This window comes from Collinsella sp. LCP19S3_B7 (genome assembly GCF_052121795.1).
Classification (GTDB): domain Bacteria; phylum Actinomycetota; class Coriobacteriia; order Coriobacteriales; family Coriobacteriaceae; genus Collinsella.
On sequence record NZ_JBQKDO010000007.1, the window covers coordinates 67,185 to 82,349 of the forward strand.

Consider the following 15,165-nt stretch of genomic DNA (forward strand, 5'->3'; position numbering starts at 1 on the left):
GCTAAAATAGCCCCGTCCCAAATTAGCTACCCCGGGTGAGATTGGAGGAAGCGATGGCGCAGGGGACGTTTGTGCAGGCGCTTCGTAAGGAGGCGGCGCTCAGCAGTACCTTTATGAAGGGGCGTTCGCTCATGCTCAACGGCGCCGTGCTGTCGTTTGAGGACTCCGGCTCGCGCTTTTCCAAAAACGTGAATATCGAGGGTACGGTGCGTGGTTCGCGCGGCGACCTGTATAAGACGCACGTGGCGCTCGATATGGACGAGCACGAGGTTGTCGACTACGACTGCGATTGTCCCGCCGCCTTCCGCTATTCCGGCATGTGCAAGCACGCCATCGCCACGGCGTTGGCGTATCTGGATGCCAGCGGCGCCGAGCCCGTCGAGGGTTTGCGCACGCCGGTCCGCACGTTTACGGTGCCGCCCGCACAGTCCAAGCAGCCCACACGCCCCGCGCCCAGCGCATCTCCGGTCAACCCCAACTTTCCCTTCCCGGCGCCCGTGCCCACGAGCCCGAGCCTTGTGGCAGCGCTTTCCGATCTTTCGGACGCGCGCATGGATAAACTCGTGGCCATGCGCCGCAAGCTCGCCGGCACCATTGACCCCGATGCGCCCAAAGCAGTGCTGGAGCCCTCGCTGGTGCCGTACTACAATCCGCTGTTTGCCGATCGCTTTAGCTGGGCGCTTGAGTTTCGCATCCGCTGTGGCTCGGTGTCCTACGTGGTTAAGGATATCGACGGCATGGCCGATGCCTATGCGCGCGGCGGTACGTTCTCCTATGGCAAGAAGCTTACGTTTGCCCATGTGCCCGAGGCTTTCGATGATGTATCGGCAAAGCTGCTCGACTTTGTTGCAATGACGGTCGCCTACCTAGGCGATATTACGAGCTCGCGCTCGGCATCGTACGACTTTGCCCGCAGCGGCTTTGTCGCCGAGCGTCAGCTGCCGGTATCCGAGTATTCCATCGTGTCCGTGCTGGACCTGCTGCGTGGCAGGACCATGTCCTTTGAACCTGCTTGGTCGCGGGGGACGACGACGCACCGCGCCTACGAGGTGGCAGTCGAGTCGTTGCCGGAAGGGGAGAACGAAGTCCCGGCTAAGCGCCCGCCGCTGATTGCTGCCAAGATTGTGCCGGCGGCGGGGGGCAGCTACGACTTGCGCCTTCCGGCCGATACGTACTGCTTTGCCTCGGGCGACGTCGCCTATCTGGTCGATACGCGCCGCGCGCGCCGTACCGACACGGCGTTTGCCCAACATGCCGCGCCGTTCCTATCGCACTTGTTGCCCTGCCGCACACCGGTCCATATCGCCGCCGACCAGGTGGGTGAGTTTTGCCGCATGGCGCTGCCTATCTTGCGCGACTACACCGACCTTGCCGCGCCCGCTGTGCTCGATACCGTGGCGCCCGAGCCAAGCTTTGCCATGGCGATCGGCGTCGACGATGGGCTCGTGACCTGCAAAATTACGGTTACCTACGGCGACTGGTCGGCAGATCTCTTTAGCATGGGCGCTCCGGGCAGCCCCTTCGAAGAGCAGCGCCCGGGCGTGCCGCCGCGCGACGAGGTGGCAGAGTTTCGCGTTATGGATACGGCGGCTCTGTATTTCGACTTTTACGAGGGTGGCCTGGCGTTTGAGGAACGCGATGACGAGAGCCTGTTCCACTTGCTGACTGAGGGCCTGTCTGCCCTGTCCGAGCTGGGCGAGGTCATGCTCAGCGACCGTCTGCGCCAGATCTCGGTCCGCCCTGCGCCCAAGCTTTCGGTGCGCGCGACCGTCAAGAGTAACCTGCTCGACGTCGAACTGGGCGCGAGCGGCCTTTCGGCGGCAGACCTTGCCATCTACCTCGATTCCTACAAGCGTCACCAGACGTTTGCTCGTCTCACGTCGGGCGACATCATTCGCCTGGACGAGGGAGCGCGCGCCGCGTTTGGCCTTGCCGAGGATCTGGGGGTCGATGCTGTCGACCTGCTCGACGGCGTGTCGCTTCCCGCGTCGAGTACCCTGTTCGTCGACAGCATGCTTGCGCGCACCTCCGCGCTCGAAGCCGATCGCGACGCTGCATTCCGTCGCACCGTCGAGCGCCTGGACACGCTCGGCAAGATGGACTTTACGGTGCCCGCTGCGCTCAAGGCCACGCTGCGTGGCTACCAGGTCGACGGCTACCAGTGGCTCGGTTCGCTCGAACACCTGGGCCTTGGCGGCATCTTGGCCGACGACATGGGCCTGGGCAAAACGCTCCAGATGATCGCGCATATCCTGGCGCGCGTGGAGGCGGGGGACGCTAAGCCCACGCTCGTGGTATGTCCCGCATCGCTCGTGTACAACTGGACTGCCGAGCTGGAGCGCTTTGCCCCCTCGATTGATGTGTGCGCCATTGTGGGTGCTAAGGCCCAGCGTCGCGTGCAGATTGCCGGCGTGGCCGAGCATAACGTGGTCGTGACGTCGTATGACCTCATGCGCCGCGATATCGACGAGTACGTCGAGCAGGACTTTGCCCGCGTGGTGCTGGACGAAGCCCAGTACATTAAAAACCCGCTCACGCAGGTGGCTCGCGCCGCCAAGCGTCTGCCGGCCGGCGTGCGCTTTGCCTTGACGGGCACGCCCATCGAAAACCGCTTGTCCGAGCTCTGGAGCATCTTCGACTTTTTGATGCCGGGCCTGCTCGGCACGCGCGAGTCGTTTGCCAAGCGCTTCGAAAGCCCGGTCGAGCACGCCGAGGGTGACAGCGCCGCTCGCCTGCAGGCGCTCGTGTCGCCGTTTGTGCTGCGCCGCGTCAAGGAAGACGTGGTGGCCGACCTGCCCGAGAAGATCGAGGATACGGTGATGGCGCAGCTCACCGGCGAGCAGCGCAAGCTCTACCTGGCCAACCAGGACCGCATTGCCCAGCAAGTGCAGCACCGCGAGGCCGGGGAGTTCAAAAAAGATAAGCTCAAGGTACTTGCCGAGCTCACCAAGCTGCGCCAGATCTGCTGTGATCCTCATCTGCATTACGCGGACTACAAGGCGGGAAGCGCCAAGCTCGATACGTGTATGGAGCTCGTCCGCGGCGCGCTCGACGGCGGTCATCACATCTTGCTGTTCAGCCAGTTTACGGGCATGCTCGATATCATCGGCAAGCGCCTGGCCAAGGAGGATATCGCCTTCCTTAAGCTTACGGGCGCATCGTCTAAAGAGAGCCGCGCCAAGATGGTTGCGCAGTTCCAAGCGGGCGAGGTGCCGGTGTTCTTGATTTCGCTCAAGGCGGGCGGCGTGGGCCTTAATTTGACGGCTGCCGACGTGGTCATCCACTACGACCCGTGGTGGAACGTGGCGGCGCAGGACCAGGCGACCGACCGCGCCCACCGCATTGGCCAGCAGCACACCGTGACCGTGTACAAGCTCATCGCCAAGGACACGATCGAGGAACGCATCATGCAGATGCAGGAGTCCAAGCGCGACCTGGTCAACAGTGTGCTCGGCGGTGACGGCATTTCGTCGGCGCTGTTCACGCGCGAGGATGTTCTGGCGCTGCTCGGTGGCGACGGTCGCTAGCTGCGCGCGGGATGGGGCCGCCGGGCTGGGCCAGGTCGCCGGTTCGTCCTGGCCCGACCGCTTGCCTCACCCGTTATGTGTTCATTTGAAATGCCATGGATGGTTCGGCGCTCTTTGGGCATAAGAACTATCGAGTACATTGGCACATCAGCAAAGGAGAACATCATGGCGAAATTCTTTAAAGACTCCGACGGCAAGCTCGTTGCCGCTCTTGGCGACGACGTTGCGACCCCTGCCGGCTGCACGGAGCTGACGGCAAACACCGAGGATGCGGCGCACGAGAAGCACGTGCCTGTTGTCGAGACCGAGCGCGACGGCCACGTCATTCGTGCCCGCGTGGGCTCGACGGAGCACCCCATGCTGCCCGAGCACTACATCGAGTGGATCGCGCTTGAGGCCGAGGGCCGCCTGGAGGTCCATTACCTTGAGCCCGGCATGAAGCCCGCGACGTTTTTCGCTGGCGGCTCCAAGACCGGTACCGTCTATGCCTACTGCAACCTGCATGGGCTGTGGTCCGCGACGTTCTAGGAGCGCGCCCCCGCTCGGGGTATCATAGCTAGCATATGCACATGCAAGCGCCGGCTGCATTATGCGGCCGGCGCTTTTACTACGGTTTCGATGGTTTACGACGGAAAGGGCTGGGCCATGAAGCTCGCACTTGCACAGATCGATATGCGCCTGGGTGATATTGAGGGCATTTGCGGTCGCATCGAGGACCAGGCTCGTCTGGCCCATGAGCGCGGGGCGCGCGTGCTGTGCGTCCCGGCTCCGCTCTTTATGGGTGCTCTGCCCGGCGGCCTGATGGGTACTGCCGACTTTGAGCACGACATGCTGACAGGCCTGACCGGTGTTGCCGAGCGTATCCAAGAGCTCGATATGATCTGCATCGTGCCCGCGGCGGTTTCGTTTGAGGGCCAGCCGCTGCTCGACTACATGATGCTCAAGGACGGTCGTGTGGTGCCGGCGCGATCGAGCATTGCCCTGCAGCGTGGCGAGAACAACGACACGCGTTGGGCGCCGCCGGTGTTCGACGTGGACGGCGTGCGCATCGCCGTGATTTTTGACTTGGACCGCGAACTCGAGATGTTGCCGACCGGTGTTGACCTCATTGCGTATTTCCAATTCAACGCGTTTGACATGACCGACCGCGAGACTGCCGCCATCGCCGCCGTTCGCAGCGGTGCCTACCGCAAGATCGCATCTAAGCGCAGCGTGTGGTTTGCCTGCATGGCGCCGGTCGGTGCGTACGACGAGTCGGTATATACCGGCGGTTCGTTTGTGCTCGACGACTGCGGTCGCGTGGTGGCCCAGGCGCCGTGTTTTGAGGAGAGCCTGCTGGTTCAGGAGATTCAGCGCGGCGTGATGCTCGATGCCCTGGAAGATCACGAACTGCCCGAGTTTCGTTCCGAGGCGTGGCTGTGGCAGGCGCTGGTGCTCGCCGTGCGCGACAATGCCCGCGCTCGCGGCGCGTCGCGTGCTGTGGTGGCACTCGAGGGTGACTTGCCGTCGTCCCTGCTGGCGGCACTTGCCGTTGACGCTCTGGGCCCGCGTAATGTGATTGGCCTTGTGCTGGGGCGCAACCGTATCTTTACGCCGGCTCAGGAAGAGGCCGAGGCTGCCCGCTGTGCCGCCGTCCGCGCGATTGCCGAGCGCCTGCACATTCGCACCGTCGAGCGCGATGCACCGGATGCGGCGCGTGTGCTCGATCGCGACGTGTCGGCGGGCGATGCCGAGCGTCTGCGCTCGCGTGCGCTGGGCCTGATGCTGGAGGACACGGCGCTCGAGCTGGGCGCCATGGCGTTGAGCCCGCTCTCCAAGACCGAGTACGCGCTAGCGGCGCCCGCACTGTCCGGCGGCTACCAGGGCGACTTTGCGCCCTTTGGCGATGTGTACCTGTCGACGCTTGAGTTTGTGGCGCGCGTGCGCAACCGCACGTCTGCCGTGGTGCCCCAAGAGCTCGTGACGCTCAACGCGGTGGAAGATTGTATGGAGCGAGTGCTGGCGCAGGCGCTCTCGACGCTCGACGGTCCGGTCGATGTGCTCGACCGCGCGGCACAGCTGCTCGGCGGGCTTGAGCCGGGTGAGGTCGATGGCGCGCTCGAGGCGCACGTGGACCGCAATCGATCTTTCGACGACATCCCGATGGCCGCTGGCAAGCCTGAGGCCTGCTCGCTGCTGCTGATGCTCGTTCGACAGGGTGAGGCTGCCCGTCGCATGTTGCCGACGGCGCCGATCGTTTCGGCCCGTTCGTTTGCCGAGCGCGCTTGGCCGTACATGCTTGCGTGGTCCGATTTGGGGCTCAACGGCAAGGAGCGCATGACGGTTGATTCACTGGCGCGCGCCGAAGTGCGCCGCTTTGCCGATAGCGATACGGGCGATCGCATGCGCGGTGAGATGATGGGTCTGTTGGGTGAGCTGTTGGGTATTTCGCCCGAGCAGATGGAGGAGCTGCGCTCTGAGGACGGTCAGCGTCGTTTGCACGAGGGAATGAAAAAGTTCGAGGGCGAGGTCCAGGACGCCATCGAAAGGATGATGGGCGGCCAGGGCGGACCGCAGGGCGGGCCCCAGGGTACGCCGATGCCACATCCGCCGGTGGATCCCCGTCAGTTTCCTTTTTTCTCGCAGAACTAAACTGGGGATGGGGCCAAGGTTACGCGGTTTTGCCAAACCGCGTAACGAGTCGACGCTACGCGAGCCCCTGCCGGGCCATCTGCCGCTCAAACCGTCGCTTGCGTACAGAAGTACGCGGCGCTCCTCTTTCGCGACACCTTGCCACGGCAGGGACTCGCTCGCTGACTTATGCTCAACCTATGGTTCGACCTTGCTTGCCAGATACGGTCGCTGTTGTGTTATTCTAGAACAGACGTTCGTGAATAGTGCGTGGGGCCTTGCCTCGCGCTGCGCTTGTGACGAGGGGAGGTTGGCTTGGTTATCTTGGGTATCGACCCTGGTTTGGCCCATACGGGGTGGGGGATTATCGAGGAGCGACGTGGCGAGGTTCGCTGCCGTGCCTATGGCTGCATCGAGACCAGTGCTGGAAGTCCGCTCGCGGTGCGCCTGTCGCATATCGCCCGCGACCTCAAGGGCGTTGTCGAACGCTATCGTCCCGATACCGCTGCTATCGAGAGCATCTACTTTGGCGCCAACGTTCGTTCGGCCATCCCCACGGCGCATGCCCGCGGCGCTGCGCTTGTGGCGCTTTCGGAGTGCGCGCTCGAGATTGGCGAATACACGCCCATGCAGATTAAGCAGGCTGTTGTGGGCACCGGCGCCGCAGATAAGCGACAGGTCGCCTACATGGTGCGCACGCTCACGCAGCTTGATCACGACCCGCATCCCGACCATGCCGCCGATGCCCTGGCCTGCGCCATCTGCCACGTTAACCTCAGCCGCACCCGAGCGCTTACCGGCGGCGAGTTCTATCAACAGAGAGGAACCGGATACTGATGATCTCCCAGCTCCACGGAACGCTTGTCGAGGCCACGATGAGCTCTGCTATCGTCGATGTGTCGGGCGTGGGCTTTGAGCTCGGCATCTCGGGCAGCACTGCGGCCACGTTGCCGACGCCCGGCGGCGAGGTCCGCCTCTACACGCGCATGCAGGTGCGCGAGGACGCCATGACACTTTTCGGATTTTCCTCAAAGGATGAGCGCACAATGTTCGACCGGCTCGTGTCCGTCTCGGGCGTTGGCCCGCGCTTGGCGCTCGCCGTGCTTTCCACCTATACCGTGGGGCAGCTGTATTCGCTGGTGATGGCCGAGGACGACAAGGGCATGGCCAAGGTACCCGGTGTGGGTAAAAAGACAGCTCAGCGCCTCATTCTGGAGCTCAAGAGTACCTTTGCCAAGGATAAGGGCTTTGTGCCGGTCGACGTGATTCCCGGACAGGTTGCGATGCCCGTGCCCGCTGCCGCTCCCTCGGCCATCGATGATGCCCGTGCGGCACTCCTTTCCATGGGCTTTAGCCCGCAGGAGGCCGATGTCGCTCTGAGCGGGTATGATGGGCAGGATATGCGTGTCGAGGATCTGCTCGGCGCGGCGCTTAAGCGACTCGGAATGGATGCGTGATGTGGGAAGCCGATGACTCTCAGGACCTGTGGGCGACGCCCGGCAACTCGCCGGCGGCATCCATGGCGCATGGCGAGCGCATGGTGGGCTCGGAGCTAACGCCCGAGGACCTCGATGTCGACCGTACCCTGCGCCCCCAGCGCCTGGACGACTACTGCGGTCAGGAGCATATCAAGCAGAGCCTTCGCGTGCTGATCGAGGCGGCGCAGAGCCGTGGCGAGACGCTCGACCACGTGATCTTCTCGGGCCCTCCGGGTCTGGGCAAGACCACGCTGGCCACCGTTATCGCCAACGAGCTGGGCGCTCAGATTAAGACGACGAGTGGCCCAGCCATCGCGCGCACCGGCGACCTGGCGGCCATCCTTACCAACTTGCAGCCGGGTGACGTGCTGTTTATCGACGAGATCCACCGCCTCAACCGTTCGGTCGAGGAAGTCCTGTATCCCGCGATGGAGGACTTTGCGCTCGATATCGTTATCGGTAAAGGCCCGGCGGCGCGCTCGATTCGCCTGGATATCCCCAAGTTTACGCTGGTGGCGGCAACGACCCGCTCGGGTATGCTCACGGGCCCGCTGCGCGACCGTTTTGGTATTTCGTATCGCCTGGACTACTACACGGTCGAGGAGCTTGCCCAGATTGTGACGCGCTCGGCAACCATTTTGGGCGTGACAATAGACCATCCCAGCGCACTCGAGATCGGCTCACGCTCGCGTGGCACGCCGCGCTTGGCTAACCGTCTGCTCAAGCGCGTGCGCGATTACGCCCAGGTGCGCGGCAACGGTCCTATTGAGCTTGATATCTGCCGTCAGGCGCTCGAGTTCTTTGAGATTGATGAGCTTGGTCTGGACTGGATGGACATTCGCATCTTGGAGACGCTCGCCAAGACGTTCTCCGGCCGTGCCGTGGGCCTGACGACCCTTGCCAGCGCGGTGGGCGAGGATCCGGGTACGCTCGAAGATGTCTACGAACCCTACCTGTTGCAGTGCGGGTTGATGATTCGCACGCCGCAGGGTCGCCAGGCAACCCTGCGCACCTTTGAACACCTGGGGATTGAACCTACCGTTTAGGGCGCTTTGTTTTGGCGGGCTGTTAGGCTATCGCTGGGCATTGGATAAACATATCGCCGTTCATCGGTTATGGGCGTTTTACTATTGCGCGCCCGTGCTATGCTGAATTGGTCTTTTTCTCATCCGGTAACGAAAGGACCGCCCATGCCTACTGACATCGAAATCGCACGTTCTGTTACGCCGCTGCCTATTACCGAGGTGGCCAAGAACGCCGGCGTCGACGTTAAGCACCTGATTCCGTACGGCTTTGACAAGGCAAAGGTCGACTATTCCCTGCTCAACGAGCCGACCGATCACCAGGCCAAGCTTGTCCTTGTGACCGCTATCAATCCCACGCCTGCGGGCGAGGGCAAGACCACCACGACCATCGGTCTGGCCGACGGTCTGCGCCGTCGCGGCGTCAAGAGCGCCGTGGCCCTGCGCGAGCCTTCGCTCGGCCCCGTCTTTGGCGTCAAGGGCGGTGCCGCCGGCGGCGGCTGGGCCCAGGTCATCCCCATGGAGGACATCAACCTGCACTTTACCGGAGACTTTCACGCTATCGGTGCCGCCAACAACCTGCTGGCCGCCATGCTCGACAACCATATTCAGCAGGGCAACCAGCTCGGCATCGATGTTAAGCGCATCACCTGGAAGCGCGTCGTCGACATGAACGACCGTCAACTGCGCCATGTTATCGATGGCATTGGCGGCAAGGCCCAGGGCGTGCCGCGCGAGGACGGCTTCGATATCACCGTTGCCTCCGAGGTCATGGCGATTCTGTGCCTGTCCACGAGCATCAACGACCTCAAAGAGCGCTTGGGCGAGATCGTTGTCGGCTACAGCTATGCCGGCGAGCCCGTCCGCGCCCGTGACCTTAAGGCCCAGGGCGCCATGGCCGCGCTGCTTAAGGATGCGCTCAAGCCCAACCTGGTGCAGACGCTCGAGGGCACGCCCGCGTTTGTCCACGGCGGTCCCTTCGCCAATATCGCCCACGGCTGCAACTCCATCATGGCCACCCGCATGGCCATGCGTTTTGGTGACGTCGCGATTACCGAGGCCGGCTTTGGCGCCGACCTTGGTGCCGAGAAGTTCCTGGACATCAAGTGCCGCATGACGGGCGTTCGCCCCAGCGCCGTCGTGGTCGTCGCCACTGCCCGCGCGCTTAAGTACAACGGCGGTGTTGCCAAGGCCGACCTTAACGACGAGAACCTCGAGGCCCTTAAGGCCGGCATGCCCAACCTGCTGCGCCACGTCGACAACATCCAGAACGTCTATGGTCTTCCCTGCGTGGTCGCCATCAACCGCTTCCCGACGGACACCGAGGCCGAACTTGCGCTCATCGAGTCCGAGTGCCAGAAGCTCGGCGTCAACGTTAAGCTTTCCGAGGTTTGGGCTAAGGGCGGCGAGGGTGCGCTCGACCTGGCCGATGAGGTCATGCGCCTGATTGAGCAGCCGAGCGAGCTTAAGTTTGCCTACGAGGACGGTGCCGATGTGGCCGACGCCCTGGAGGCCGTTGCCACCAAGGTCTACCGCGCCGATGGCGTCGACTTTACGCCGGCTGCCAAGCGCCAGCTCGCCGAGCTGCGCGAGAACGGCTTTGGTAACCTGCCGGTGTGCGTCGCCAAGACCCAGTACAGCTTCAGCGATAACGCCAAGGCTCTGGGCGCGCCCGAGGGCTTCCGCATCACCGTGCGCGAGCTCAAGGTTTCCGCCGGTGCCCACTTTGTGGTCGCGCTGACCGGCAGCGTTCTGACCATGCCGGGTCTACCCAAGGTTCCCGCGGCCGAGAACATCGACGTCGACAACGACGGCAACATCACCGGCCTGTTCTAAGCCTGCTGCTCATAGCCGCTTGCCCGCCCCGCCGCGCCTACCAAGGCCCGGCGGGGCTTTGTGCGTACCTATACCGATAGCTACGTTCCTCCGTATCGTTCGGAACAGGTGACGAGGTCGGCGTACTACAAAATTCGAGCTATTCCAACGGCCAGGATGTGACGCCTGAGTATCCTTGCGCCACGCATGTGCCCAACGAGCAGGGCAAAGCAACAGGGGGTGAACTGAACAGTCCTCGGTGGCGCAAAACGCAGCGCCGCCGGGGACTTTTTGATGCAAATTGGCTCCGAGACAAGCTGTCTGGGCCAGCCGCGCCACGAAAAGCGCCCATCTACTACGTTTGCCAGGGTTGGACCGACCATGGAGCGTTTTTTAACAATCCGGCAAGACGTTTACCTGCGGTTTTGTTAACACAAATATGGCTATGGTTGGCACCCTTGGGTTAAACGTAGTAGATGGGCGCATTTTATGGTTCACAGCCCAAGAAGAGGTCGTTAGCCGCGCTGGAGGCCGAAAAGTTTGGCGTTGCGCTCGGCGACCATCATGTTGATGTCGGCGATTTCCATCTCGCCGTCAATGTAGGGCTGGTAGGTACCGTACGGATCGCCTGCTCCCAAGCTGCAGCTGCCGCAGTTGTCGCAGCTGCCGTTGCCGCAGCCAGCGAGCGCCAGTTTAATGATCTCCTCACGCTCGGCACGCGTCGTGTCCTTGATGAGCTTGCTTTTTGCCATGACATATCCTCGATTCGCTTGTGACCGTCGGCCGCGCATGTCTTGTAGATACCGGCGGGCTTTGTCCATCATAGGCTTTTGCGCGGGTAGAATGCATGGATAACTTGATGCTTACGGGCGACGGAAAGGAAACGTTGCATGGACCAGGACAAGACGACTGTAATGGGTGGCTACGGCTCCTCGCGGACGGGCAATGGCGCCGATGAGACCCGCGTCGTGCCGAATCCCGGCTACGCTGCCCCCGATACGACGCAGGTGTCGGCCGATCCCACGCGCGTTGTGAATTACGGAAACGCGGCGCAGGACCCGCATGGTGTCTCATCGCAGAACCCCTACGGCAACGCGGCGGTAGACCCTTATGATGACCTGCTGCAAAATCCCATTCCACAACCTCAGCAGACGACATACATGCCGCGCACGGCACAACCGCGCTACGAGTCGCGCGACCGATATGCGCGCGAGCCGTATCGTGAGTATCCCAAGTCCATCCCCCAGTATGGCGAGGACGAGGAGAAGAAGCCTTCGCGTTCGTCGAGCGTGATCAAGAAGATTCTTATCGTGCTGGCGATTTTCTTTGCCCTTTCGATTGTGTTTGCCATCGTGTCGGGCATGCTCAACAAGCGGGGCGCCACGACTGATACCACGGCCGAGCAGACCGAGACTGCCCAGTCCGGCACCGTCGACCTGAGCGATATCCCGGGTCAGTACTGGTCAAACGCCAAGAAGCTCCTCAAGTCGCGCGGGGCCGATCTTTCGAATGCCGTGATTCTGACCGACGACGGCTCGACGCCCGTCGTCGATGCCAACTGGGTCGTCACATCTGCCTACTATAACAACAACGGTAACCTCGAGATTCAGCTCACGCGCAAGGATGGCTCGTCGAGCAACGCGTCCGGCGACCAAGGCACCACGGACAGCTCGAGCTCCAACACGCTGGAGGACCTGAGCAACAAGGCGCAGGAGCTTGGGGATAAGGCCCAAGAGCTGGGTGACACGGCTCAGAATCTCGGCGATACTGCACAGAACCTGGGCGATATGGCAACGAACGCCTGGGATGCCCTGCAAAATGGCATTTCGGGCGCGCAGGGAAACTAGCGGCCGAGCGGAGCGGGGCTACAACTGCTCGGCCGGACGGTCGGGCGAACTAAAACCCGAGTCAAACGTGACAACGCATGATGCATCGGGCCTGCGCTCGTGCACGATATGCGTTACGCGCTCCAACAGCTCGTCGTCGGAGATGCGAAAGCCGTCGGGACGCACCAGGTCAAATGACACAAAGCCATCGTGCTCGTGCAGGTCATGGATGGAGAGCGCGGGATCGATCTGCATGACGCCACGCTTGACCCAGCTGCGCAGGTCGTCGCCGGTGGTGGCGATGGGGTCGCAGTGCAGCGTGATGTCGATGCCCATCTGGCGTTTGATATCGTGTTCGATGGTGTCCAGGATCTCGTGGTGCTCAAAGGCATCGCCCTCGCCGGGCATTTCCACGTGTGCGCTGGCAAACTGACGGCCGGGGCCGTAGTCGTGCACCATGAGGTCGTGTGTGCCCAAGACCTGGGGGTACGACATGATCCTGTCGCGGATTTCCTGGACGAGCTTGGGGTCGGGCGCTTGTCCCAACAGCGGGCTGATGGCGTCGCGCACCAGGCCCATGCCGCTGACGCAGATGAAGATGCCCACACCCAGGCCCGCCCAGCCATCGAGGTCAAAGCCGGTCGTCTGCGAAATAAGCGCCGCCGCCAAGACCGAGCCCGAGGTGATGACGTCGTTTTTGGAGTCCTGCGCCGTGGCGATGAGCGTCTCCGAGTCGATGCGGTCGCCCAGCGCGCGGTTGAATGCGGCCATCCATAATTTGACGAGCATGGATAAGACGAGGGCGGCTAGGGAGACCAGCGTGTAGGCGGTGGGGGAGGGCTTGATGATCTTGGTAATGGACTCGAGCACCAGGTTGATGCCGACGGCACAAACGAGGACGGCGACAAACAAGCCGGCGAGATATTCGTAACGGCCGTGGCCATAGGGGTGGCCTTCGTCGGCCGGGCGGCTGGCAAGGCGGAACCCGAGCAAGCTCACAATGTTGCTCGAGGCGTCGGAGAGGTTGTTAAAGGCGTCGGCGACAAGCGAGACAGAGCCGGCGAGCAGACCCGCGATGCCCTTGGCCAGGCACAGGGTAATGTTGAGGCCAATGCAGATGAGGCTTGCGGCAAAGCCCGCGTTGGTGCGACAAGATGCATCGACCGGCTCGCCCTCGCTGCCGGGAACAAGTGTATGTACCAGCCGATTTACAAATAGCATGGCGTACCTCCTCGCATCCTCGTTTAAGGGGATAGTGTAGCTCGCATGGGCGCGCCGTGCGCCGATGCTCAGAAAATGCAGCAATGGTCTGCTGGAGCTAACGAGCGGGGCTTTTTGTCCGACCGGGTGCTCCATTTTGGGCCACATGGGTATGGGCTTGTGCCTGCCTGCCCGACATACTTAATGACGACAGCCCCTGCGTAAAGGAGGATGTATCCATGGACGAGATGTTTGCCATTAAATGCCAAAACTGCGGAGGCCCTATGTACTCGCACCAGGCTCAACGCAGCTTTGAGTGCGCCTATTGCGGCACGGTCGTTCCGTGGCAGGCCGATGCGGGGGAGCCCAGGAGCGCCCTGGGCATTCGCCATGCGCCGCTGACGGTTGTCGATGGGCTGCTTAAGCTCACCCATGTGTCGCAGCTCGAGCGCCCGGTGGACCCCGACAGGTATTTCTTTCATGCGCACTGGCGCAACCAGTCGGTTCTGGAGCATCTACTGTGGGAGGACCGCGGCACGGCGCAGGAGTTCCAAGAGGCTACGCATGTGAGCATCCCGTGCCCCTTCTGTGGCGCATCCTTCGAAGGCGAGTCCACGCAGCGCGTGTTTGAGTGCCCGTCCTGCGGCAATAAGATCGGCGTTGCAGACCTACTCAAGCCCGGTACCTTTAGCAAGCGCCTGACCATGGGCGTTGGTGCGGAGTATGTACCCGAGCAGGGTATTCCCTGTGAAATCTCGCCTCAGCAGGCACGTGCCAACGCGCTGCAGCTGGTGCGCCAGTATGCGGAAGCCTTTGCCGATCACGATGTAGAAGACGCGATCCAAAACGACATGATGCTCTTCTACTTTCCCATGGCGCTCGCGGATTTGCGCATGATGGCGTCCTTCCCGGGCAAGGGGCTGAGCAAGGAGACCTTGGTGTACTACGAGGTGCTCGACTGGGCATATCCGCGGGCAAACTACCTGGACGTTCGTCTTATGGGCATTTTGGAGCCGTGGGACTTTGCCAAGGTTGGGCCGTTCGATCCCGCCATGCAGGAAGGCGACTTCCGCGTTGTCTCCGTCGATGCGTCTACCAAGGACCAGGTGGTCATTGATAAGCTGGCGCTCGACATTGCCGGCAACGATGCCGAGGCGGTGCTGGGGCTCAATAAAAAGAGTATCCGCACGTGGGCGCGCAAGGCCCGCAAGCATAAGGACGGCCTGGTGATGGTGCCGGTCTACTTTGTCGACCGTCCCGCGTCGGACAGCCGCGATGGCGAGCAGGTGCGCATTGCCGTAAACGGCCAGACGGGCCGCGCGGCCGCGGTAGTGTTTAGCGACAAGCGCGAGACACATGTGGTGGCACCGCTCAATCCCAACGTGATGCTGTCGAGCGAAAGCACCGTGCACGCCACGCCCATCGAGGTCAAATACGTTAAATCGCCGTTTCTGTACCAGATCGTGCGCCATGGAGGCGGTGAACAGCCGCGGCAGGTGGCGGCGGCCGAGGGCTCCTACCGAGAAGAAAAGCCCAAACGCAAGGGTTTGTTTGGCGCGATCTTTGGGAAGTAGGGGGGCGGTACGGGACAGTACGCAGTAGTGCGAGCTGTCCGTCGTAGTAGATCTAAATAAACGGTGGGACGGCTGCAAAAGAGCCGCCCCACCGGGTAAAATCAAGGTGTGCC

Annotated in this window: 11 protein-coding genes; 9 read left to right on the top strand and 2 right to left on the bottom strand. The window is 62.4% G+C overall.

Translation table 11 applies throughout. The annotated features are described in order from the left end of the window. Positions 1–53 precede the first annotated feature (53 nt). The 7 genes from ACTQW0_RS04445 to ACTQW0_RS04475 all read left to right on the top strand — a co-directional run bounded on the left by ACTQW0_RS04445 (position 54) and on the right by ACTQW0_RS04475 (position 10,473). Positions 54–3,527, top strand: coding sequence for a DEAD/DEAH box helicase (locus ACTQW0_RS04445; RefSeq protein WP_441567107.1), 3,474 nt, complete (start codon positions 54–56; stop codon positions 3,525–3,527). A gap of 165 nt (positions 3,528–3,692) precedes the next feature. Next, the gene (locus ACTQW0_RS04450) at positions 3,693–4,055 is read left to right on the top strand and encodes a desulfoferrodoxin family protein (protein WP_427747728.1); all 363 of its coding nucleotides are present in this window, start codon (positions 3,693–3,695) and stop codon (positions 4,053–4,055) included. 117 nt (positions 4,056–4,172) lie between these two features. Continuing rightward, a complete protein-coding gene (locus ACTQW0_RS04455; protein ID WP_441567109.1) occupies positions 4,173–6,158 on the top strand; it encodes a hypothetical protein in 1,986 nt (661 codons plus the stop codon). Between the two features lie 294 nt (positions 6,159–6,452). Continuing rightward, entirely contained in the window at positions 6,453–6,974 is a 522-nt protein-coding gene (ruvC, locus tag ACTQW0_RS04460; protein ID WP_035137351.1) for a crossover junction endodeoxyribonuclease RuvC, read from the top strand. Then, positions 6,974–7,594: a Holliday junction branch migration protein RuvA gene (gene ruvA / locus ACTQW0_RS04465; protein WP_441567111.1), complete on the top strand. Its 621-nt coding sequence runs from the start codon at positions 6,974–6,976 to the stop codon at positions 7,592–7,594. Before ruvC ends, ruvA begins: the two co-directional genes overlap by 1 nt. Next, on the top strand, positions 7,594–8,661 hold the full coding sequence (gene ruvB / locus ACTQW0_RS04470; RefSeq protein ID WP_117735946.1) for a Holliday junction branch migration DNA helicase RuvB: 1,068 nt from the start codon (positions 7,594–7,596) through the stop codon (positions 8,659–8,661). The genes ruvA and ruvB overlap by 1 nt, the downstream gene beginning before the upstream one ends. 144 nt (positions 8,662–8,805) lie before the next feature. Continuing rightward, positions 8,806–10,473: a formate--tetrahydrofolate ligase gene (locus ACTQW0_RS04475; RefSeq protein WP_427794639.1), complete on the top strand. Its 1,668-nt coding sequence runs from the start codon at positions 8,806–8,808 to the stop codon at positions 10,471–10,473. 494 nt (positions 10,474–10,967) lie between these two features. On the opposite strand, the gene ACTQW0_RS04480 is transcribed toward ACTQW0_RS04475, so the two are convergent. Then, positions 10,968–11,204 carry a hypothetical protein gene (locus ACTQW0_RS04480; RefSeq protein WP_035137347.1) on the bottom strand — a complete coding sequence of 79 codons (237 nt, stop codon included), beginning with the start codon at positions 11,202–11,204 and terminating at the stop codon, positions 10,968–10,970. A 138-nt stretch (positions 11,205–11,342) separates the two neighbouring features. Here ACTQW0_RS04480 and ACTQW0_RS04485 point away from each other — a divergent pair, with 138 nt between their 5' ends. After that, positions 11,343–12,299, top strand: a complete 957-nt coding sequence (locus ACTQW0_RS04485) for a hypothetical protein (protein WP_441567113.1) — start codon at positions 11,343–11,345, stop codon at positions 12,297–12,299. A gap of 18 nt (positions 12,300–12,317) precedes the next feature. Here the strand turns inward: ACTQW0_RS04485 and ACTQW0_RS04490 are convergent, their stop codons facing one another. Beyond that, positions 12,318–13,499 (bottom strand): cation diffusion facilitator family transporter, encoded by a 1,182-nt coding sequence (locus ACTQW0_RS04490; protein WP_441567115.1) that lies wholly within the window; start codon positions 13,497–13,499, stop codon positions 12,318–12,320. A gap of 218 nt (positions 13,500–13,717) precedes the next feature. Here ACTQW0_RS04490 and ACTQW0_RS04495 point away from each other — a divergent pair, with 218 nt between their 5' ends. Next, positions 13,718–15,052, top strand: coding sequence for a hypothetical protein (locus tag ACTQW0_RS04495; protein ID WP_441567117.1), 1,335 nt, complete (start codon positions 13,718–13,720; stop codon positions 15,050–15,052). Positions 15,053–15,165 lie beyond the last annotated feature (113 nt).